General features: G+C 70.0%; 19 protein-coding genes and 1 pseudogene. 10 read left to right on the forward strand and 10 right to left on the reverse strand.

Translation table 11 applies throughout. From position 1 onward, the window contains the following. Nucleotides 1-344 precede the first annotated feature (344 nt). From EAS64_RS17535 to EAS64_RS17545, 3 genes are all read right to left on the reverse strand, one after another. Nucleotides 345-1,583 carry an IS701 family transposase gene (locus EAS64_RS17535; protein ID WP_145852305.1) on the reverse strand — a complete coding sequence of 413 codons (1,239 nt, stop codon included), beginning with the start codon at nt 1,581-1,583 and terminating at the stop codon, nt 345-347. Nucleotides 1,584-1,749: 166 nt separating this feature from the next. Next, on the reverse strand, nt 1,750-1,950 hold the full coding sequence (locus EAS64_RS47165; RefSeq protein WP_145851113.1) for a DUF1737 domain-containing protein: 201 nt from the start codon (nt 1,948-1,950) through the stop codon (nt 1,750-1,752). A gap of 561 nt (nt 1,951-2,511) precedes the next feature. Further along, nucleotides 2,512-3,345, reverse strand: a complete 834-nt coding sequence (locus EAS64_RS17545; protein ID WP_145854065.1) for a hypothetical protein — start codon at nt 3,343-3,345, stop codon at nt 2,512-2,514. A gap of 189 nt (nt 3,346-3,534) precedes the next feature. On the opposite strand from EAS64_RS17545, the gene EAS64_RS17550 reads away from it, so the two are divergent. Together EAS64_RS17550 and EAS64_RS17555 are read left to right on the forward strand one after the other, a co-directional pair. Continuing rightward, a complete protein-coding gene (locus EAS64_RS17550; RefSeq protein ID WP_187365982.1) occupies nt 3,535-4,086 on the forward strand; it encodes an endonuclease domain-containing protein in 552 nt (183 codons plus the stop codon). Nucleotides 4,087-4,300: 214 nt separating this feature from the next. Next, nucleotides 4,301-4,609, forward strand: a complete 309-nt coding sequence (locus tag EAS64_RS17555; RefSeq protein ID WP_145854067.1) for a hypothetical protein — start codon at nt 4,301-4,303, stop codon at nt 4,607-4,609. 883 nt (nt 4,610-5,492) lie between these two features. On the opposite strand, the gene EAS64_RS17560 is transcribed toward EAS64_RS17555, so the two are convergent. Then, complete coding sequence (locus tag EAS64_RS17560; RefSeq protein WP_145854068.1) at nt 5,493-5,816, reverse strand: thiamine-binding protein; 324 nt, start codon at nt 5,814-5,816, stop codon at nt 5,493-5,495. Between the two features lie 71 nt (nt 5,817-5,887). Next, nucleotides 5,888-6,016 (reverse strand): annotated as a pseudogene (locus tag EAS64_RS17565) (thiamine-binding protein); the annotation flags it as partial. Between the two features lie 150 nt (nt 6,017-6,166). Between EAS64_RS17565 and EAS64_RS17570 the strand changes: the two are divergent. From EAS64_RS17570 to EAS64_RS45925, 6 genes are all read left to right on the forward strand, one after another. Continuing rightward, on the forward strand, nt 6,167-6,493 hold the full coding sequence (locus EAS64_RS17570) for a type II toxin-antitoxin system Phd/YefM family antitoxin (protein WP_145854070.1): 327 nt from the start codon (nt 6,167-6,169) through the stop codon (nt 6,491-6,493). Further along, on the forward strand, nt 6,490-6,921 hold the full coding sequence (locus EAS64_RS17575) for a type II toxin-antitoxin system VapC family toxin (RefSeq protein ID WP_145854071.1): 432 nt from the start codon (nt 6,490-6,492) through the stop codon (nt 6,919-6,921). Before EAS64_RS17570 ends, EAS64_RS17575 begins: the two co-directional genes overlap by 4 nt. 71 nt (nt 6,922-6,992) lie before the next feature. Then, entirely contained in the window at nt 6,993-8,120 is a 1,128-nt protein-coding gene (gene purM, locus EAS64_RS17580; RefSeq protein WP_145854072.1) for a phosphoribosylformylglycinamidine cyclo-ligase, read from the forward strand. Nucleotides 8,121-8,142: 22 nt separating this feature from the next. Further along, nucleotides 8,143-8,277, forward strand: coding sequence for a M20 family dipeptidase (locus tag EAS64_RS46760; protein ID WP_145854073.1), 135 nt, complete (start codon nt 8,143-8,145; stop codon nt 8,275-8,277). Continuing rightward, complete coding sequence (gene nudC, locus EAS64_RS17590) at nt 8,274-9,251, forward strand: NAD(+) diphosphatase (protein WP_145854074.1); 978 nt, start codon at nt 8,274-8,276, stop codon at nt 9,249-9,251. The genes EAS64_RS46760 and nudC overlap by 4 nt, the downstream gene beginning before the upstream one ends. 116 nt (nt 9,252-9,367) lie before the next feature. Further along, nucleotides 9,368-9,982: a winged helix-turn-helix domain-containing protein gene (locus tag EAS64_RS45925; protein WP_145854075.1), complete on the forward strand. Its 615-nt coding sequence runs from the start codon at nt 9,368-9,370 to the stop codon at nt 9,980-9,982. A gap of 11 nt (nt 9,983-9,993) precedes the next feature. On the opposite strand, the gene EAS64_RS17600 is transcribed toward EAS64_RS45925, so the two are convergent. Both EAS64_RS17600 and EAS64_RS17605 read right to left on the reverse strand, forming a co-directional pair. After that, on the reverse strand, nt 9,994-10,413 hold the full coding sequence (locus EAS64_RS17600) for a PPOX class F420-dependent oxidoreductase (RefSeq protein ID WP_246115733.1): 420 nt from the start codon (nt 10,411-10,413) through the stop codon (nt 9,994-9,996). 45 nt (nt 10,414-10,458) lie between these two features. Beyond that, entirely contained in the window at nt 10,459-12,072 is a 1,614-nt protein-coding gene (locus EAS64_RS17605; RefSeq protein ID WP_246115734.1) for an MFS transporter, read from the reverse strand. 130 nt (nt 12,073-12,202) lie between these two features. Between EAS64_RS17605 and EAS64_RS17610 the strand changes: the two genes are divergently transcribed. Together EAS64_RS17610 and mftD are read left to right on the forward strand one after the other, a co-directional pair. After that, on the forward strand, nt 12,203-12,850 hold the full coding sequence (locus EAS64_RS17610; protein WP_145854076.1) for a TetR/AcrR family transcriptional regulator: 648 nt from the start codon (nt 12,203-12,205) through the stop codon (nt 12,848-12,850). A 9-nt stretch (nt 12,851-12,859) separates the two neighbouring features. Beyond that, a complete protein-coding gene (gene mftD / locus EAS64_RS17615) occupies nt 12,860-14,038 on the forward strand; it encodes a pre-mycofactocin synthase MftD (RefSeq protein ID WP_145854077.1) in 1,179 nt (392 codons plus the stop codon). A gap of 411 nt (nt 14,039-14,449) precedes the next feature. Here the strand turns inward: mftD and EAS64_RS17620 are convergent, their stop codons facing one another. The 3 genes from EAS64_RS17620 to EAS64_RS17630 form a co-directional block, all read right to left on the reverse strand. Further along, on the reverse strand, nt 14,450-16,858 hold the full coding sequence (locus EAS64_RS17620; RefSeq protein WP_145854078.1) for a LuxR C-terminal-related transcriptional regulator: 2,409 nt from the start codon (nt 16,856-16,858) through the stop codon (nt 14,450-14,452). Between the two features lie 436 nt (nt 16,859-17,294). After that, nucleotides 17,295-18,344 carry an N-acetylglucosamine kinase gene (locus tag EAS64_RS17625; RefSeq protein ID WP_187365983.1) on the reverse strand — a complete coding sequence of 350 codons (1,050 nt, stop codon included), beginning with the start codon at nt 18,342-18,344 and terminating at the stop codon, nt 17,295-17,297. Then, nucleotides 18,337-20,322 carry a glycoside hydrolase family 9 protein gene (locus EAS64_RS17630; protein WP_145854080.1) on the reverse strand — a complete coding sequence of 662 codons (1,986 nt, stop codon included), beginning with the start codon at nt 20,320-20,322 and terminating at the stop codon, nt 18,337-18,339. The genes EAS64_RS17625 and EAS64_RS17630 overlap by 8 nt, the downstream gene beginning before the upstream one ends.

The raw sequence follows: 20,322 nt of genomic DNA on the forward strand, positions 1-20,322 counted from the left end.
CCCCGAGACCACGGGCCACCACGATCATGGCAGGACCGGTGACTCTCAGTTCTCAGTAGACCTGTCGGTTTCTCGCGTGAGCTGTCGGTAACGGTGTCGGTTTCTCATTTGATATGTCGGCAGGCTGGGACAGCTTCCACCTGGCATGGGTAGGCCGGAAACAAATGACGGCTGGTCGACGACGGCGAGGTCCGTATGTCTCGTTCCCGTAAACCGGCCCAATGCTAACGGCCACGAGAAATTCCCGGTAGGCGGGCGAAAAACTCTATGATCACGGAGAGCGATGGGGAAAGGGCCGCGGGCCCGCAAGCTCCGTGACTGCCTAATACTCCAGCCGTAGATCGTTATGTTGACTGATCTTGGGCCGCTTGCCGTTTGTAGTGGCAGGTCCGTGCTCGGTGCTGGTGGCGGCGGCGCCAGCGTGACCAGTGCAGCCGATGGGCGGTGCCGTGGCCGGGCCGGATGATGACGGTGGCGAGCAGGTGGGCGATCTCGTTCCTGGTCAGCGGGATCAGGCCGTCGGGGGCGGCGTCCTCGGTCGCGGTGGCGATGGCCAGGACGGCAGCGGCGAGCATGGCCAGGGTGACCCACCGGTACCAGGAGGTCCAGCGGCGGACCTGGTGCTCGTCCAGGCCGGTCAGCCCTTTGCCGGCCTGGAAGTTCTCCTCGATGGTCCAGCGCAGCCCGGCGGTCTGGACCAGGGCGGCGAGCGTGACCGGCTGCGGGCCGTAGCAGCGGTAGAAGGCCAGTTCCCCGGTGGAGCGGTTGCGGCGCACCAGCAGGTGCCGGTGCCCGGGCCGGTCATCAGCGACAGTGATCCAGGCCCAGTCGTACCAGCGCTGGCCTTTGGCGCCCTGCCCGGCCGGCAGCCGCTGCCAGGCGCGTTTCGGCAGCCGGGCGGCCAGCTCATCGGCCCGCAGGGTGCGGCCGCCGCCGGCGGGGACCATGTGCCGGCAGGCGACCGCGAGCACGTAGGCGATGCCGTCCTCTTCCAGCCAGCCGCGCAGAGAGCCGTTATCTCCGTAAACCTCGTCGCCGGCGACCCAGGCGAACGGCACGCCCGCGCTGACCGCCCGCTCGATCATCTGCCTCGCGAGCTGCGGCTTCGTCGCGAACGCCGTGCCGTCGGGGATCCCGGCCGCCGCGCAGCGGGCCAGGTCAGAGGTCCAGGACTTCGGCAGGTACAGCTCCCGGTCGATCAGGGCCCGCCCGCCCCGGGCGGCGTAGCCGAGGTAGACCGCGACCTGCGCGTTCTCGATCCGGCCGGCTGTGCCGGTGTACTGCCGCTGCACGCCTGCGGTGGCGGTGCCCTTCTTCAGGTCCCCGGTCTCGTCGATGACCAGCACCGCCCCGGGATCCCCCAGGACGTCGACGATGCACCCGCGCACGTCGTCGCGGACCCCGCCGGCGTCCCATTTCGCCCGGGCAAGCAGGTGCTGCATCCCGTCCGGCGAGGAATCGCCGGCCTGCTCGGCGATCGTCCAGCAGTTCACCTTCGGCAGCTCCGACAGCAGGCCAAGTACGAACGCCCGCGCCCGCCTGCGCGGCTCCACCCTGCGGAAACGGGATCCCGCCCGGGCCATCAGGTCATCGAGTATCCCCAGCCACCGGCCGGGGTTTACGCTGGGGCCAGCGGCCACCAGAAGATCATCACGAGTCGTCACAAACCGCGATGATCAGACGGTGGCCGTCCAGTTTCCAGCACCGACACGCCTGCGATCACGAGCCCGCGGCCGGGCGTGCTGCGCGCTAGCCCGCAGGAAGCTCACCGGCTCCCTGCCATACCAGCGCCTGCGCAACGATCACTCGCTCGCCGTTGAACGTCACAGCGGGACCTTCGTGGAGGCGGTACCCCAAGGCAATCGCATCGCTGACCCGACGGCAGAACGCCGCGTCATCAGGGCCAGTAAGGACTCGGTACACCGGCAGCCCATCCGGGGGAACAGTCATGCAACCAGCCTCCCAGACCACCTTCGCCCCAGTCGGCCCGGCTCCCGCCCATCTAAGCCAGATCACGATCTACGGCTGGAGTACTAAGCCGCCCTCCTCAGCCCGCGGCCCCCACAGGTCAATCCGATGGCAAGCCGACTGCGGAGCGCATAGGCTGGGGGCGACGGTTACTTAAGTCCGTCGCCCAAGGGAAGCTCGTCCATGTCGGGCATCAATGCTCCCGGCGCGCTGGAAGTCACGGCATGTGGCCGCCCACGTAGCTGATGTTCACGTGGTGGGTAGCGAAGAGCGCCCAGGTGACGGCGAATACGACGATGACGCCGATGGCCTTGACCACGTCCGCCGTTCCCTTGATCTTCTCGGTCGCGCGGTTGGCGGCGGTCGCGATGCGTCCCAGCGGGCGCTCCCGGGCATCTCGGTAGCCCAGGATCGTTCATTGCGCAGGCAGGAACGTCCGGATGTCGTCGGCTGCCGCGCGGAACAGGGTTGAGAGCGGGTGCGGGTCGTTGTCGGCCCCCTGGCGTGCGTCCAGTGCCCAGGCGGCGCTGACCAGGTAGTTGGTCAGGCGTACAAGGGCCGATCGCGTGAAGCGCAGCGGGTCCGCGAGGAAGAACAGGGGCGGGCCGGAGCTTCGGGCGTTCTTCGCAAGCTGGGGGTCCAAGAGCCAGCAGATCTCGTCGGCGATGCGGTTGAAGACCACAGCCGGTGGAAGACGTAGACGACCGGCGCCATGAACGCCACGGACAGCAGCACGATCAGCCAGCTCGCCCAGCCCGGGGCCGGCACTGGGGACGGTCCCTTGTCGGCCACGCCTGTGAGGATGGTCGGCAACACCGCCGCCAGGATGGCGCCTCGCTGGAGAGCGGCGTGGAAGTAGATGTTCAGCGCCAGTTCCCGGCGGGCCGCCGGGGTCAGGCCGGGTACGACAACCCGGGGCAGGCTGCCCCTGCCGCGAGATTCGGACGTGATGGCGTAGCCGATTCCGCGCAGGTAGAACCAGCCCGCGCTTGCCAGGATCAGGATGCCCGCGGTGACGGCTGTCCGGGTTTCCCAGCCGTCGGGCAGGAGGCCGGGTGGAGTCAGTGCCGACAGCGCCCCGACGGACACCCATAGCGCTGTAGCGGTCATGGCAAGCGCCGTGAGGATGACGAACCCTGCCTCTCCCCAGATAGCCAGGATCATCCGAGGGTTGCGGTGCGCGATCTTCCGCATCTGCGACAAGCCCGTTGCCGCGTCTGTTAAACCGAACCGGCGCATGAACTTGAACAGGCGCGCGTCGATCATCAGCGACTGGCAGCCGCGTAGCACCACCCCCGCCACGAACCAGGCCAGCACCGTGCAGACTTCAGCGAGCGCGAACCCGACAGCGGTGACAACCCAGAACACGACCTGCATGCCAGTCCACCCGTCTCAGGGCAATCCCGGTGTCTTCGGGAACCCGGTAACGATCGAAGCTCAGGAGACTCCCGTCCCGCAGTTGCACAGAGTTCCCAGAGTATCCACTTTCGGTCACTTATCGGCAATGTCGCTTAGCCGCTGCTAGTTGTGACTGGAATGTCAGAGGTTCTCCCTATTGTGCCGGTCATGGACGACACAAACACCGGTGGTAAAGAGCCGGTGTTTACGGCGGAAGGCCCGCCCCGCGATCGAACTACCTACGGCGCGCCGGCTCCCTCGGTAGAAGCGATCCTCGACGCCCTGGACGCCACCAGTTACGGCGGGCAAGTCTACGAGGCGGCGTTCCGCTACCTCCTTCGCCTGCCCCCGCGGGTCGGCGACACCAGCCGGCGGGACAGAACAGAGCAGAGAAGAGGGTACCAGCGGGCATTGCGGGAGCAGCTCACCGTCACCGTGTCGAGCTTGTTCACGCCGATCGTGCCACCCATCCCGTACGATGACCGCTCGCGGAAAGCGGCTTCTAAACACGGGCCGTGCCCTCTTTGCGGCCTCGGCAAGGACCTGGTACTTGACCACTGCCAGGATCACCACTGGTGCCGTGGTTCCGTCTGCTCCTCCTGCAACCGGATAATGGAGGAGGTGGATTCAGGACGCAGGAATATACCGCGCTACCGAGAGTGGCGTCGTCGTTGCGTGGACTGCAACGCGGAGACGGGGCGGCCGTCGAGCATGGCGTAGAAGCCCTGTGTGAGCAGGACGCGGGCGGCGGCTGTAATGCCTCCATCCCGTCGGGGCATCTACCTACGGCTGCCTAGTCCATCCCTGCGCAGGGCTGGGAGCGTGCCCGGTGCGCGCGGACCCGGCAGGTGCGACCGCAGTAGACCGCGTCCGCGCGGCCGGCGACCGGATTCCCCGCAAGTTCCTCTGGTGACGAAGACAGCGAGACCAGCCAGTGCACGACATCATCGGCGACATCATCGACTGGGACCAGGCCAACAAGACGTACCTGGCTGGTGAGGGCCAGTCTGGCGAACGGTACATTCAGCGGCTAGAAGCGGCCGACCGGATGGCCGAGATCGAGGCCCGGTGGCATCATCTCCCCGGAGGGTTCCTAAGCGAGCGGAAGCTCATCAAGACCCACATCCAGGCCGCTGCCGAGAGTACACAGGTTGCGACTATTGAAGAGGTGTGCTGGCTGGCCATCGCCGCCGCAAGAGCATGGATACCACAACGGGAACCGGCTGAGACGGCGCTGCCTTAGCAGCTCGCAGGCAGGCCACCCCGCTGGACGGCCTTTCCGCTGCTCAGAGGCGGTTACCGTGCTGCGGATCTGAGAGGGAGGCTACGAGGCTCGCCGCGGCCTGGCCGTTGTCGGATCGCTCCACTTGTGCGAGCCGTCGAAAGCGACGTACAGGACCCGGCAGGTTAACGCGGGAGTCGATGATCGTGGCGACTTCATGACCGTACTGGCTGGCGACCTGGACGGCGAGCGCGTTGATGTAGCCCGGTCTGCCGGGTCGTCCCCGGTTTTCAGGTCCACGACCATGGGCGGTCGCCGTCCCCGATGTGCGAGGAGATCAATGCGCCAGTTCGAAGCCTTCTTGGCTTTGTCGGTGTACGAGGTCAGGCGCGCGAAAGGGTCTGAGACCTCGGTTCGAATGTCTTCCCACTGGTCGTCGCGGGCCGTGTCGAGGATCGCGCTCGCGGTGGTGACGGCGAGGTTTTTCGAGGCCGGCGACTGTAAGCGTTTGGCCTTCGGGTTGGAGGCTTAGGTAGTCGTCGTACGCCAGGGTCCAGTACGGCCCGCCTGAGTCGATCAGGGCCCACACGAGCCTGTCATCGCGTTGCTCCAGTGCGGGACCGAGCTGCTGGGCCATCCAGCGGGCTTCGGCTATCAGGTTCGGCTCTTGGAGATTGAATAGGTCGCTCAGTCTGGCAGCGTCGCAGACAGTGAGCCACTTGCCTCCTGCGGCCAACACGCAGCGATGGATCAGGGTGCCCTTCACCGACTGCCACGTCGGCTGTCTGCACTTCTTCGTCGGTTGCGCGCTCATCTTCGCCCTTCACCGCCGGCTGCTTCGCGTTGATGATCAGCGCAATCGGAACCCCCCGTCAATCCAGCTGCCCGTGGCAGATCTAACAGGTCACGAGTTGGCTTGGTCGTCCTGCTTCTCGATCGCTGCCTCCAGCCGCTCCAGCTTCGAGTCGATCTGGCCCTCGTAGCCTGGCCGGATGTCCGCCTTCAGCACCAGCGAGACCCGCGACCCGAACGGGAGCATGGCCTCGGTGGCGCGCTTCACGACGTCGAAGCACTCGTCCCAGGTACCTTCAAGTTCAGTGAACATAGACGACGTCCGGTGCGGCAGGCCGGAGTCTCGTACGATCTTCACCGCTGCGGCAACCGCATCGGAGACGGAGCCGTCGGCGCGTCCGGTACCGGACGGAGCGACCGAGAACGCGACGATCATGACGGAGAGGCCTCCTGTAGGTGTCCTGAGCTGCGGCGTTTCTTTTAGTGCTAACAGTGCGTTAAGCACGCGATGTTCGTGAACATGGCGTCGGGCTGATTGGGCAGCCCGCTCGCGCGAACCACGCGGACCGCCTCGGCGACGACCTCGCCGACACCCTCACCGAGACCAAGCGGCGTGACAGAAAAAGCGATCAGCATGACCCCAGGCTAGCGAGGAGCGCTTGCGCTTGCCGTGCCATGGCCTGTCGCGCCGGCGTCACATTCCGACGTCGTCGTGCGTCACTCGATGACATTCAGCAGAATGACGCACATTGAACAGAACGACGTCATTCTGATATTGTGACGAACATGACAGCAGTGCTCGCGGACGTGCCGCCGCCCGGGCCGGTGCGCAGGGTGACCATCAGGGAGCTGCAGCAGCACGCCGCCAGGGTCATCGGCGAGCTCGCGGAGGCCGAGGTGACCGCGGAGATCACCCGCCGCGGACAGGTCATCGCGCGGCTTGTCCCTGTCACGCCCGCTGAGCGGGCGTACGCGGAGATGCTGGAGCGCGGAGAGATCATTCCGGCGGAGAACCCGGGCGGTCTCGCCGGCTGGAAGCCGCTGCCGCCACGGGAGGACGGCGTGTCGCCGTCAGACGCGCTGATTGCGCTGCGCGATGAGGAGCGCGCGTGATCTATTTCGACACCTGCGCGCTACTGAAGCTGATCCGCGAGGACGCGCACAGCGCGGCGCTTGGCGCATTCATCGACGCGCGGCCAGGGACCAGGTGGTTCTCCTCCGAGATAGCCAAGGCCGAGCTGGCCAGGACGCTTCGCCGCATCAATCACGACGATCGTGGCCGGCTGGTGGACGGCGCGCAGCTGGGCGCGGAGCTTGGCTACGCCGAGCAGTTGTGCGGGCACCTCGATCTCATCGCGGTCAGCAGCCGGGTTATCAGTGAGGCGGCGGCCATCGGGCAGCCGTTCCTGCGGACGCTTGACGCGATCCACCTGGCGGCGGCGTCATCGATGCAAGCCAGCCTGTCGGCGTTCGTCACCTACGACAAGCGGCTGGCCGCCGCCGCACGACAGGCAGAGCTCCCCGTGCTGTCGCCAGCCTGACCTGGTCAGGGGATAGAGCGAGGTGCGGGGCAGTCGAGGTGCTGAGAGGCCGCTGCGTTAACCTTTCGGTCATGAACGCGACGCCTCAGTCACCGGAACCGACGCCTTCTGCCTACGCCGAGGCAGGGGTGGACGAAGAGCGGGAGCAGGTCGCGTTTTCCCGTGTCATGCGGCCGTGGCTGGCTCGCACCAAGGTGCGGTCGCCGATGGTCACCTCCATCACCGGGCTGGCGAGCGGCTACTTCGCGACGATCATGCACCTGCCGCCCGGGCCGCCGATCGCGCTGACCACCGACGGTGTGGGCACCAAGATCATGCTGGCGGAGGAGTCCGGCCGCTGGGAGCCGATCGGCGTCGACTGCGTGGCGAACAACGTCAACGACCTGATCTGCGTCGGTGCGGTGCCGCTTGCGCTGCTCGACTACATCGCCACCGACCGGATCGACGAGAGCGTGCTCGATGAGGTGGCCCGCGGCCTGTTCCTCGGCGCGGAGCTGGCCGGCATCGCCATCCCCGGCGGCGAGATCGCGCAGATCGGGGAGATGCTCGCCAAGTCGGAAAACGGCGGCCCCACGCTCGACCTGGTCGGCACCGCGATCGGCGCGGTTCCGCTCGAGCGGACCCCGCTCGACGGCAGCGACGTGCGGCCGGGGGACGCGGTGATCGGGGTGCAGAGCTCCGGCCTGCATAGCAACGGGTACTCCCTGGCCAGGCACTCGCTGTTCAAGAAGGGCGGGCTCAGCCTCGACGGCCAGCTGCCCGGCTCCGGACGCAAGATCGCCGACGCGCTGCTGCAGCCGACCCGGGTGTACGTGAACGCGGCCGAGGCGCTGTGGGCGGCGGGCATCACGCCGCGCGGCATGGCGCACATCTCCGGCGGCGGCCTGCTCAACATCGCGCGGCTGGCCGCGAACGTGTCCTACGAGCTCGACTCGCTGCCCGCGGCGCCGGAGATCTTCGGCCTGATCGCGAGCGCGGGCGAGGTCGACGCGGCCACCATGTACGCGACGTTCAACATGGGCATCGGGTTCTGCGTCGTGGTCGGCCAGGATCAGGTGCAGGCCGCGCTCGGTGCCATCAAGGGCGCGGGCGAGGACGCGACCCGCATCGGCACCGTCACCGCGACCCCCGGCCGGACGGTCACCATCACGGCGGCGGGGCTGACCGGCAAGGGCGATACCTTCGAGCCGCTCGGCTGAGTCAACCCGGTACGTTAGGTCCATGGATGTCCGGGACTTCAACGTGCCAGGCGCCGCCGGTTTCCCGTCGGCGTTGCGCGGCTGGCTGACCATCCCCTCCGTCTCGGCCGATCCGGCCCGTCACCGTGACGTTCGCGAGCGGGCGGGCGAAGCGTGACCGCCTACGACACCGGCGAGCTTGACGACGGGCCGCTCGGGCGGCTCGCGCTGTCCCGCTCCACCGTCGACCGCGCCACTCAGCGCCGGGGCGACGCTGCCTGGATCGACGCGGTGTGGGCCGACCCGGACACCAGGGTGGTCGTGGTCCGTGACTCCCAGGCACTCATCGCGACCCGCGACGGCCAGCTCGAGCTGATCTTCGTGCCGCCGCAGCTGGCCCCGGAGGGCACCAGGTTCCTGCTCGGGGTCGATGAGGACGGCGTCGCCTACTTCGGGGTGAGCGGTGAGGAAGCTGGGGAACCAGGCAACCGTTCGGAATCCGCTGAGGCAAAGCCCATGGCATTGCGGCAGGCGGGCGCACTGCTCAGCGACCGCGACGCGGGGTTGCTGACGCACGCGGTGGCGCTGGCGAACTGGCATGACACGCACACGCACTGCCCGCAGTGCGGCACCCCGACGGTGCCGGCGCCCGCCGGGCACCTGACCACCTGCCCGGCGGACGGGACCGAGCACTTCCCGCGGCTCGACCCGGCGGTGATCATGCTGGTGCTCGATCCGGAGGACCGGCTGCTGCTCGCGCGCAACGCGCTGTGGCCCGCGGGGCGGATGTCGGTGGTGGCCGGCTTTGTCGAGCCGGGCGAGTCCGCCGAGCACGCCGTGATCCGCGAGGTCTACGAGGAAACCGCGATCGAGGTCGGCCAGGTTCGCTACCTGGGCAGCCAGCCGTGGCCGATGCCGCGCAGCCTGATGCTCGGCTTCCAGTCGGTGGCCAAGGGCGGGCAGCGGATCACGGTGGACGCCGACGAGATCGGCGAGGCCCGCTGGTTCAGCCGCGCCGAGCTGCTCGCGGCGATCGAGTCGGGAGAGCTTGGCGTGGCGCCTACCTCGTCGATCGCTCGGCGCCTGATCGAGTTCTGGTACGGCGCGGAGCTGCCGGACGGCCCCGCGAGCTGGCTGCCCCGCGGCCGGTAGCAGCTCGAAGCGCGTTACACCTATTGCGTCGCGATTGCGGCACGTTTTCTTGACAAAGCCGACCAATTTAATAGAGTATTCCTCTGCGGGGTACACGCGAGGAGGTGGCAGGGCAGGTGCGGAGCGGTACGCGGCCGCTAGGCCGCGCCGAGGCGGACGCCGAAGGCCCAGGCGCCGTCACCGGCCCCGAGGGGCCTGGCAACGTTGTCGGCCTGCCTATCGCCGGCCTGCCCGGTGCTGACCAGACGGCGGAGCCGGGGCACGGCGCCGACGGGACCCTGCTCGCGGTGGTCCCGATTCCCGGCACGGGGACGTCGCTCGCCATCGTCGGCTATCCGGTCGCGATGCCTGGCGGGGGGACCGCGGCGGGGACGGCTACGGCGGTCACCGCCGCCGCTGTCCGCGCCGCCGCAGTGCCCACGCTGAGCGCGCTGGCGGACGGTGACGCCGCGAGGACGGGGCTGCTACTCGACCGAGATCAGCGACGGGTCTGGGCGGACGGCCGCGAGATCACCCTCACGTTCCAGGAATTCGAGCTGCTCGCCTTCCTCGCCGCGCACCCGGCGACCGTGTTCACCCGCGCCGACCTGGTGCGCCAGGTATGGCAGCGGGACTTCGCCGCCGACAGCAGGACGGTCGACGTGCACGTCAGCCGCCTACGGCAGAAGCTCGGCCGCTATGGCCGGTGCCTGGTCACCGAGTACCGCGTCGGCTACCAGTACCGTCCCTGATCAAGGCGCCATCAGCCGCTGACGGTGGGGCCGGCCTTGGTGACCGTGACGCGGAGCAGCAGGCGCTGGTCCCGCTCCATCGCCGCACGGTACTCGTCCCAGTCGGGGTGCTCGCCCGAGATGCCGCGGTAGTAGGCGACGAGGCCGTCCATGGCCTCGGGGAGCTCCACGATCTCCGCGGTGCCTTCGAGCTGTACCCACTGGCCGTAGAAGCCGGGCGGGAAGACGCAGAGCCAGACCCGCGGGTCGCGACGGACGTGCCGCACCTTGTAGGCGGTCTGCCTGGTGCTGATGATCACCCGTTCCTCCGCGTCGACGCCGACGGTAACCGGTGAAAGCTGGGGCGAACCATCCTGCTTGAGGGTGGCGAGGACCGCGTTGTGGTTGCGGTGGACGTACTCGATTGCCTCGTCGATCTCCATGATGGTCATCCTGCCACCATCGTGACGCTCGCTGCGGCGAGCCCGGCCGCCGGCTCAGTGCACGACGGCGTGCACCTCCGCCGGGGCGTTCCCCTTCTTCGTCAGCAGCGCGACCAGCGCGCCGCCGATCGCGACGAGCGACGCTACGAGGAACGAGGCGGTCATGCCGCTGATGAACGTCTGGTGCGTGACGTCCGTGATCGCGGCGGCGACCTGCGGCGACATGCCGTTGCGGACCGGCGCGACGCCGACCGTGGTGGCCGACTTGACCGCCGCCAACTGCGACGCGTCGAGCGCGGGCAGGCGCGCGGCGGCCCACCGGGCCGGGAGCAGGCTGTTCACCTTGGCGGACATCACCGCGCCGAGCACAGCGGTGCCGATCGTGCCGCCGACCTGCATCGCGGTGGACTGCAGCCCGCCGGCGACGCCGGCCAGCTCCACCGCGGCGTTGCCCACGATCACCTCGGTCGCGCCGACCATCACCGGGCTGAGCCCGAGGCCGAGCAGCGCGAACCAGAGGATCGTGTCGTTGAGGCTCGAGTCGAGTCCGATCCGCGACAGGCCGAACAGCGCCACCGCGGACATCAGCATGCCGGCGACCATCGGGACGCGCGGTCCCGTCTTGGTGATGAGCACCCCGGACAGCGGGGCGCCGACGATGAGCATGCCGGTCATCGGCAGCAGCCGGACGCCGGTGGCCACCGGGTCGAGACCGTGCACGTTCTCCATGAAGAACGTCATGAAGAACATCGCGCCGAACATCGCGAACATCAGGGTCAGCACCAGGACGGTGCCGGCGGACAGCGGAACAGACCGGAACAGCCGCAGCGGCAGCAGCGGCTCCTTCGCCTTGGACTCGCGGACGATGAACGCGATGAGCGCGACGATCGCGGCGGCGAAGAAGGCGAACGTGTGGGCGGAGGTCCAGCCGTAGTCGGGAGCCTTGATGAGGCCCCAGACCATCAGGAACAGGAAGGCGGTGAGCAGGCCGATGCCGGGGATGTCGAACGACCTGGCGGCCGGCGATGGCGGGGTCTCGCGGAGCACGAACAGCCCGACGGCGAGCGCGATCAGGCCGACAGGCACGTTGACGTAGAAGCAGGACTCCCAGTTCAGGTGCTGCACCAGCAGGCCGCCGACGATCGGGCCCGCCGCGCTTGACGCGCCGATCACGCCGCCCCAGATGCCGATCGCTCCGTTCAGCTTCTGGGCCGGGAACGTCTCCCTGATCAGGGCGAGCGCCGTGGGCTGTAGCATCGCGCCGAACACGCCCTGCAGGATGCGGAAGGCGATGATCATCGTGATGCTGTTCGCGATGCTGCCGGACAGGCCGATCGCGGCCGAGGTCGCGCCGAAGCCGACGATGCCGGTCAGGAAGACCTTCTTGTGCCCGAACCGGTCGCCGATCTTGCCGATGGTGATCAGGGTGACCGCCAGCGCCAGGAGGTAGCCGTTGGTCACCCACTGGATGTCGGCGAGCGACGCGCCGAGGTGCGCCTGGATGGACGGGTTGGCAACGGCCACGATGGTGCCGTCGATGGCGACCATCATGACGCCGAGCGCGGCGGCGAGCAGTGTCAGGCCGGGGTTGCCGCGTACCCCCTTCCGCCTCACCGGCGTGGCAGCCGCGTGCGCGCCAGTGACGGTGACATCGACCGGATGACTCACAGCCTTGCTCCCCCTTCGCCCCTGCAGGGTCCGTAGAACTCGGATCAAATCCCTGTCACCGTATGTCAGTCTATGACACTTTGCAAGTCATGCCACTTGACACTTTGTGACATGCAGGTAACATCGACGTGTGCGAGAAGTGTCCGGAGCGCTGGTGGCCGAGCCGCAGCGCCGTGAGCGTAAGAAGCGCCAGACGCGCGATGCCCTGGTGCACGCGGCGCTGCGGCTGTTCGACGCCAAGGGCTACGAGCACACCGCGGTTCGCGAGATCACCGACGCAGTCGACGTCTCCGAGCGGACGTTCTTCCGCTACTTCGCGAACAAGGAAGACCTCGCGCTGTCGTTCATCAGGGACTCGACGGACGCGTTCATCCGCGAGCTCGCCGTGCGGCCGGCGGACGAGCCGCCGTTCACCGCGCTCGCCAACTCGTTCCGCGCTTCGCTCCGCGCGCTCACCGCGGACGAGGGACCGGCCGAGGAGTCGGCCTACCTGCTCGTCATCAAGCTGATCGACACCACGCCGTCGCTGCTCGCCGCTCTGTTGCGATACCTGCACGACAGGGACCAGGAAACTGCCCGGATACTCGCCGCGCGCGAGGGCGTCGACCCGGAGACCGACCGCAGGCCGCGCCTTGCCGTTGGCGTTTACACCGCCCTCGTCATCGCCGCCAACCGGGAGTGGCGCACCGGCGGCGACGGGAGCGCCGAGGCGATGCTCGCCGCGTTCGAGGCCAACGCAGAGCAGCTGAAGTCCGCCCTGGCCGGGCACTGGACCTGAGCGAATCCGTTGGCGTCGACGCGTGACTGGTTCGAGACGGTCGCCGAGGCCAGGCGCCGGGCTCGGCGGCGGCTGCCCGGGCCCGTGTTTCTCGCCATCGAGGCCGGTTCCGAGGCCGGCGTTACCCGCGCGGACAATCTGGCCGCGTTCGCGGAGATCAAGTTCGCGCCGCCCCGCCTTGCTGACCTGCCGCAGGTCCGCGACCTGCGCACGACGGTACTCGGTACGGACATCGCGCTCCCGGTGCTCGCCTCGCCGGTCGGTGCGCAGGCCGTCCACCCGCTCGGCGAGGTCGGCGTCGCGCTCGGCACCCGCGACGCGGGCACGGCGATGGGGCTCAGCGAGTTCGCGAGCAGGCCGGCCGCCGCGGTCGCGGCGGCCAACCCGAAGCTGTTCTTCCAGGTGCACTGGTCCGCCGACCGCGACACCCTGCTAAAGCGGGCGGAGCTGGCCAAGGCCGGCGGCGCGACGGCGCTGATCGTCACGCTCGACTGGTCGTTCCCCGGCGGCAGGGACTGGGGCAGCCCGTCGATACCGGAACGGCTTGACCTGAAGACCCTCGCCAGGCTCGCGCCCGCGGGCCTCGCGCGGCCCGGCTACCTGCTCGACTGGCTCCGCCACGGGGGCCTGCCCGGCCTCACCGTGCCGAACATGGCGCTGCCCGGCCAGCCCGCACCCGGCTTCTTCGCCGCCTACCGCGACTGGATGACGGTTCCGCCGCCGACCTGGGCGGACATCGCCTGGCTGCGGGAGCACTGGGACGGACCGTTCCTCGTCAAGGGCGTCATGCGGCCCGAGGACGCGCGGCGTGCCATCGACGCGGGCGCCACCGCGATCTCGGTCTCCAACCACGGCGGCAACAACCTCGACGGCACGCCCGCCTCGATCAGGGCGCTGCCCGCAGTGGTGGCCGCGGTGGGCGACCGGGCCGAGGTCCTGCTCGACGGCGGCGTCCGCCGCGGCGGCGACGTGGTCAAGGCGCTCGCCCTCGGCGCGCGCGCCGTCATGATCGGTCGTCCGGTGCTGTGGGGTCTCGCGGCTGGCGGCCCGTCCGGAGTACGGAACGTGTTCGGCATCCTCCATTCCGGCATCGACTCCGCCCTGCTCGCGCTCGGCCGTGCCTCGGTCCGTGACCTGGTCGCCGACGATGTCATCCTGCCCGCGGACTTCAGCCGCGGGCTCGCCTGACAACAGGCGGCCGCGGTCTGCGCGTGTCGCGTCCGCGCGTGGGTATGGTGCCGCCAGTGGAGAAAGGGACCAGACATGGATGAGAGCCGGGCGAGGGCACTGCTGCGGGCGGAGCGGGCCGAGGTGGCGACGCTGCTGCGCGAGACCGAGGAAGAGGACAGGGTCGACAAGCAGGCGCCGGACAGCCCCGTCGATTTCGGGGATGCCGGGCTTCCGCTGACCGAGAACGCCGAGGAAGAGGCGGTCGCCGCCCAGCTCAGGGAGCGGCTCGGGGCGATCGACCGGGCGCTGGCGCGGCTTGAGGCGGGCACCTACGGACGGTCGGTGATCAGCGGCAAGCCGATACCCGACCAGCGGCTCGAGGCCGATCCCGCCGCCGAACTGACCGTGGAGGAGGCCAGGGCAGGGAAGTTACCTGCCCGGCCGGTGGCCATGGCCCCGGAGTGGATGGCCGCCACCGGAGGGCCGGTCCGCCGGGCGGCCTCCAGTGCGGTAGGCCTCGGTGATCCAGGCGGCGATCTGCGCCCGGGACCGGAATCCCAGCTTGATCATCATGTTGGCGACGTGCCTGGCCACCGTCGCCGGGCTGATCACCAGTTGCGCGGCGATGGCCTTGTTGCTGTGCCCGTCGGCGATCAGGGCGGCGATCTCTAGTTCGCGCGGTGTGACCTCGCTCGGCGCGGGCGTAGGTGCCCACGGGCTACCCTGCGCGGCCCGTGGCCGGCGTGCCCGGGCGGACTGCTCGATGGCCAGGTCGATGGCCGCCTCGGGGGACATGGCAAGGCCGCGCGCCCACACCAGGGCGGCTCTGCCCTCGCCGAGCCTGGCGACCGCGTCGACATAACCGACCGCGCGGGCGCCTGGCGGCGGCGGCAGGCCCGATGTCGCGCGCAGCGCGCCCGAGGCGCCCGCGAGCAGCACCGCGCGCTCCGCTTCGCCCTCGCGGTCGGCGAGCGCGGCGAACGCCTCGAGGCCTCGGGCCATCCCGATCCCGGTACCGATGTCCAGGCAGACCCGCAGGCTTTCCGCCAGATGTTCCCTGGCCGACTCGAAGTCGCCGAGCTCGAGCCCGACCCTGCCGAGGCCGGACAGGCAGCGGGCGATCTCCGGCCGGGCGTCGATCTCCCGCAGGTAGCCGAGCGCGTCGCCGTACATCTGCTTGGCGCCGGGCAGGTCGCCGCCGAGCCTGGCGAGATCGGCGAGGCCGAGCTGCGCCCGCGCGACGCCCCACCGGTGGTCGATCGAGCGCATGACGTCCACCGAGGCCCGGGCCAGGTCCGCCGCGAGCCCGACGTCACCGCGCACGCCCGCGATGGCGGCGCGGATGCCGAGCGCCCAGCCCTCGTTCCAGCCGTCGCCCGCGGCCTCGGCGATCGCCATCGCCTCCTGGCCAAGCGCCTCGGCCTCGTCGGGCCGTCCGGTATGCACGGCGATCTCGCTGAGCAGGTTGAGCCCGGCGGCGGTCCAGAACTCGTCGCCCGCCGCCCGGCACAGCTCGAGTCCCGCCCGCGCCGCGGGTTCCGCGGCCGCCGGGTCGACAGGCAGCGACAGCTGGGCGCGCCCGATGAGCGCCTGGCCCATGATCCGCGGTTGGACACCGGCCGCCTCCGGCCGGGAGAGGAAGGCGTCCACCCACTCACAGCCGAGTGCGTACTCGCCGCGTACCAGCATGCACGGGCGGACCGCGGTGCAGATCCGCAGGCCGGTCTCCACCTCGCCCTCGGCGAGGCACTGGCCGAGCACCAGCCAGACGTTGCCCGCGTCCACGTCGTACCGGCGGAACACGTCCACCCGGTCCCGCCATGGCGCGGGCACCAGCGCCATGCCCACCGCGAAGTTCCGCTCGGCGACGCCGAGCGTGTGGTCGCGGAACCGGTGCCGGACCGTCGCGGCCTCCTCCGCCGCGGTCAGCTTCTCGGCCGCGTACGCGCGGATCGTGTCGAGCAGCCGGAACCTGGCCTGGCCGAGCGCCTCGGCCTCCCGCACCACCAGCGACTTGTCGACGAGCGCGGCCACCGTGTCGAGAACCTCCGCCGCGGGCATCAGGTCGTCGGCGCACACCACCTCGGCCATCTCGAGCGACCAGCCGGCGAAGACGGAAAGCCGTCGCAGCAGGACCCGTTCCTGCTCCGTCAGCAAGTCGTGGCTCCAGTCGATGGCCGAGCGCAGCGTCCGCTGCCTGGGTGCCGCGCCGCGGTCTCCCGTCGTCAGCAGCCCGAACCGGTCACTGACCCGGCTCAGGATCTGGTCGGCGGTCAGCGCGCGCATGCGGGCGGCTGCCAGCTCGATGGCCAGTGGTATGCCGTCGAGCGCCTGGCAGATCGCCGCGACCGTGTCCGCGTTTCCCTGCGTCAGCGTGAAGCCGGGAGCGGACGCCGCGGCCCGCTGCGCGAAGAGCTGCACCGCCTCCGCGGCGGAGCCGTCGGCCGCCGTGACGGCGAGCGGCGGCACCTGCCAGACGGTCTCGCCCGCCACGCGCAGCGGCTCGCGGCTGGTGGCGAGAACCCGCAGCTCAGGCGCGCTGGCGAGGAGCCGGTGACAGAGCTGGGCACAGGACTCGAGCAGGTGCTCGCAGTTGTCGAGCGCGAGCACAAGCGCCCGCGGCCGCAGCGCGTCGCTGAGTGTGTCGATGAGCGGCCTGCCGTGCTCCTCGGTCACTCCTACGACCGACGCGACCCGGGCCACGACCAGGTCGGGGCTGGTGATGTCCGCGAGCTCGACGAACCGGGCGCCGTCGGGGAATTCGGCGGCCAGCGGGGTGAGCGCGCGCAGCCCGAGGCGCGTCTTGCCGATGCCGCCGGGACCGGTCAGGGTTACCATCCGTACCGCGCACACAAGCTTTCGCAGCTCGTCGAGCTCGTGGGAGCGGCCGACGAAGCTGTTTGGCTCGGTGGGCAGGTCAGAGGCTATGTCCGGTACCTCGATCCGTAGCCGAGACGCGGGGGGAGCGCCGTGGCGCAGGAGTGCGTGTGCATACCCGGGTTACATAATTCGGATGATGCGGCGCCGCGACGGTCAGCTTAGCCTTTTTGCTCGTCGGGCACCCGACAGCTCCGCATTTCCTGCGGAGTCCGGCACCGTTTTCGGTATGCCGCCGGTGCCGTGCCGCGACTGGTTTGTGAGGGGCTGGTCTCGCGGTACAACAGGGACCCGGCCGCCGTGGCCAACCTTGTGGGGGGGATGCGGCGAACGCCGCTGCCTTCGCGGGCAAGCGCTTCGTTCGCCGCAGGGAATGGCCACGGCGGCCGGTGCTGGCTTAAGCCAGGGCTGGCTGAGACGAGCGGTAGTGGTCACGCAGTCGCCTGGCGGCGTCCGCGGTGGCGCCGACCTGATCAAGCCCGAGCAACGCCGCGCCCGCTACCGGCGGCACGTCGAGCACCCGGGGCGCGGCGCCGGGCGCCATGGCCGCGAGCTCGCGATGGACAGCCTCGAGCAGCAGCGGCTCGCGGGACTCCAGCACGCCGCCGCCGAGAACCACGGGAACGCCGGCGGATGCCATGCCCAGGCGCCGCATCGCCGCCACCGCCATCAGGCAGATCTCCGTCGCCTGCTTTTCCACGAGCGACTGCGCTACCGCGTCGCCGCCCGCTGCCACCGCGAAGAGAACCCCGGTCAGCTTGATCAGGCCGTCTTCGGTGATCACGCCCTTGTGCGAGGCGACGGCCACGTCGCGGACCGAGGCAAGTCCGAAGTGCGCGGCCACCGCGTCGCCGAGCGCGGTCGCGGGCCCGCGGCCGTCCCAGCCGCGCATGGCGTGCCACATCACCGCATAACTGAGCCCAAAGCCGCCGCCCCAGTCTCCGGTCAGCGGGCCGTGCGCGAGGTAACGGGCCGTCTCGCCCGACGGCGCCACGGCCACGCAGTTGATCCCCGCGCCGCAGGTCACCGCCACGCCCCAGGATTCGTCCGCGCCGCCGCGGAGCACCGCGAACGTGTCGTTCATCGCCACCGCGGTCTCCGCCCAACCGCCGGCGAGCAGCGCACTGGTGAGCGCCGCCTCCTCCTCGGGCAGGTCGGCGCCGGCCAGGCACGCGGACAGGTGCGTGGCGACGAGACCCGGACCCTCGAGGCCGGCCTGGCCGGCGGTCAGCCGGATCATCTCGCCGAGCCGGCTCATGGCGCCCTCGATGCCATAGTCCTCGTGCGACGCGCCTGGGCCGCGCAGCGCCGCGAGCACCGTGCCGTCCCGGCCGATGAAGGCCAGGTCCGTCTTGCTGTTGCCGCCGTCGATGGCGAGCACCGCGGGCAAGCTCGGCAGTTCGCCGGGGGGGTTTGGGGGGGTCGTCCCCCCGGGGACCTCAGCCATCGAGACCGCCAGCGGCCCGGCGATCGGCGGAACCGACGGCGAACGCGAACAGCGAGATCGCGGTGTAGTCGTCCGCGGGCTCCACCGACGGCCAGGACACCACGTTGTCCTCGTAACCGGCCGCCGCGTTGTTGAACGCGCCATAAGAGCCGTGCGCGCAGGCGCGCATCCCGGTGACGCTGCCGAGCCCGATGAAGTTGGCCGGGTTGCTCGGCCCGTCCACGGTCGCGCCGAGTTGCAGTGCGCCCGTCCCGGTCAGCGACCCCGACAGGTTGGCGATCTCGCTCTGCATGCAGTACGGGAACGAGGACCCCGCGCCGACGACGAACGAGGCGCCCCACGGGTTGGCGCCGAGCGCGTAGTCCAGCTGGCGCTGCGCGAAGGCGGCGTACGCCGCGGACCCGCCGTACTCCTGGTACAGCGCGTTGGTCACGTAGAGCCCGAACGCGTGCGGCGTGGCGTCGGACGCGCCGAGCGGCGTGCCGAGCCCGAACGGGTCGCCCGCCGCCTGCGACTTCCCGAGCCGCAGCTGCGCGGCGAGGTCACCGAGTAGCAGGCGAGGCGCGATGACCGGAGCGCCGTGCAGCCCGGCGGAGACCGCGCAGCGCAGCGCGCGCAGCAGTTCCGCGTCGGCGATGGCGCCGTTGTCGTACAGGTTCAGGGTGTCGCCGCTTGCCGGGTGCCCCTGCGCCAGGTAGGCGCGCGCCCACTGAGCCGCGACTCCCAGGTCCCGGGAGAGCTGTGCGTGCGGCACGCCGAGCCGCTCGTCGGCAAGCGCGATCTCGGCCGCGCCCCAGAGCATCGCCGATTTCCATTCGGTGCCCGGGTAGTAGTCGTGCGGGAACGCGGTGACAAGCGAGCGCACCCCTGTCGTCTGCGCCATCGCGTACACCGAGCGGGCCAGGGCGAGCAGCGACCGCCCCGACGAGCCGGAACCGGCGAGCTGCGCGCCGAGCGCGTAGTCGGCGGCGTACCGGCCGGCCAGCTCGGGGCTGACCTTCTTGCCCGGCGCGGCGGCGGTGAACACCGGCCGGTACTCCACGTAGTAGTCCTTGTCGCCGGGCTTGGCGGCGAGCTTGTCCTCGGCCTGCGGCAGGAACCAGAAGTCGTAGTCTCCGTTGATCTTCGCGTTCCCGTTGCCGATGCCCACTTGGACGTACATCACCTTCTTCGCCGGGTTCCACAGCTTGCGCATCCAGTCGAGGCCGAACTGCGCCTCGAATCGCAGCCCGGCGTTCGCCGGTCCGGTGACGTCCCGGGCGGCGATCTGCAGCAGTGCGTCGGCGTAGCTCGCCGTGAACCCGAACTTCTCGTACCCGCCGCCCGCGTCGAACCAGCCGCCGGACACGTCAACAGGACCGCCGATCTTGGTGAACCCGCCGATCAGGTTGTCGTTGCTGTCGTACTTCGGGTCGGCGTAGACGTAGGCGTGCGCATCGGTGAGGTTCGCCGGCTTGCGGTCGAGCACGGAAGGCGCCACGTTGCCGCCGTCCCGCTCCGAGGTGAAGTACCTGACCCCGTTGCTCAGCAAGCCGACGTACAGCGAGGCGGCGGACCCGATGCGGAACGCGGCCGAGTGCGCGGCGCCCACCTGGACCCGGTAGGTCCCGGCCTGCCGCAGCCCGGTGAACGTCAGCGCGTAGACCGCGCGGTAGCGCTTGTTCCAGCTGCCGAGGTCGGCGGTCGAGCTTGCCTTGTAGACCACGCCCCGGCCCTTGCCGAGCACGCGGAACCACACGCGGCTCACCCGGTGCGGCAGCATCACGTACGCCACCTTTGCCGCTGACGTCGCATACCCCGCCTGGTCGACCCGCACCGCGGGCGTCACCGCCGCGCCGGCGACCCCGCCAGCGGCGGCCGGCGAGGCCAGCGCGGTGTGCGCCCCGGCCAGCCCGGCCGCGGCAAGCGTCCCGGTCAGCGCGAGGGTGCAGGCCATTGTCGTCCAGGTGGGGGCCGCCCAGGTTCTCCGGTGCCTCAC

The sequence above is a fragment of the Trebonia kvetii genome (assembly GCF_007827045.1).
In the GTDB taxonomy this organism is placed as follows: Bacteria; Actinomycetota; Actinomycetes; order Streptosporangiales; family Streptosporangiaceae; genus Trebonia; species Trebonia kvetii.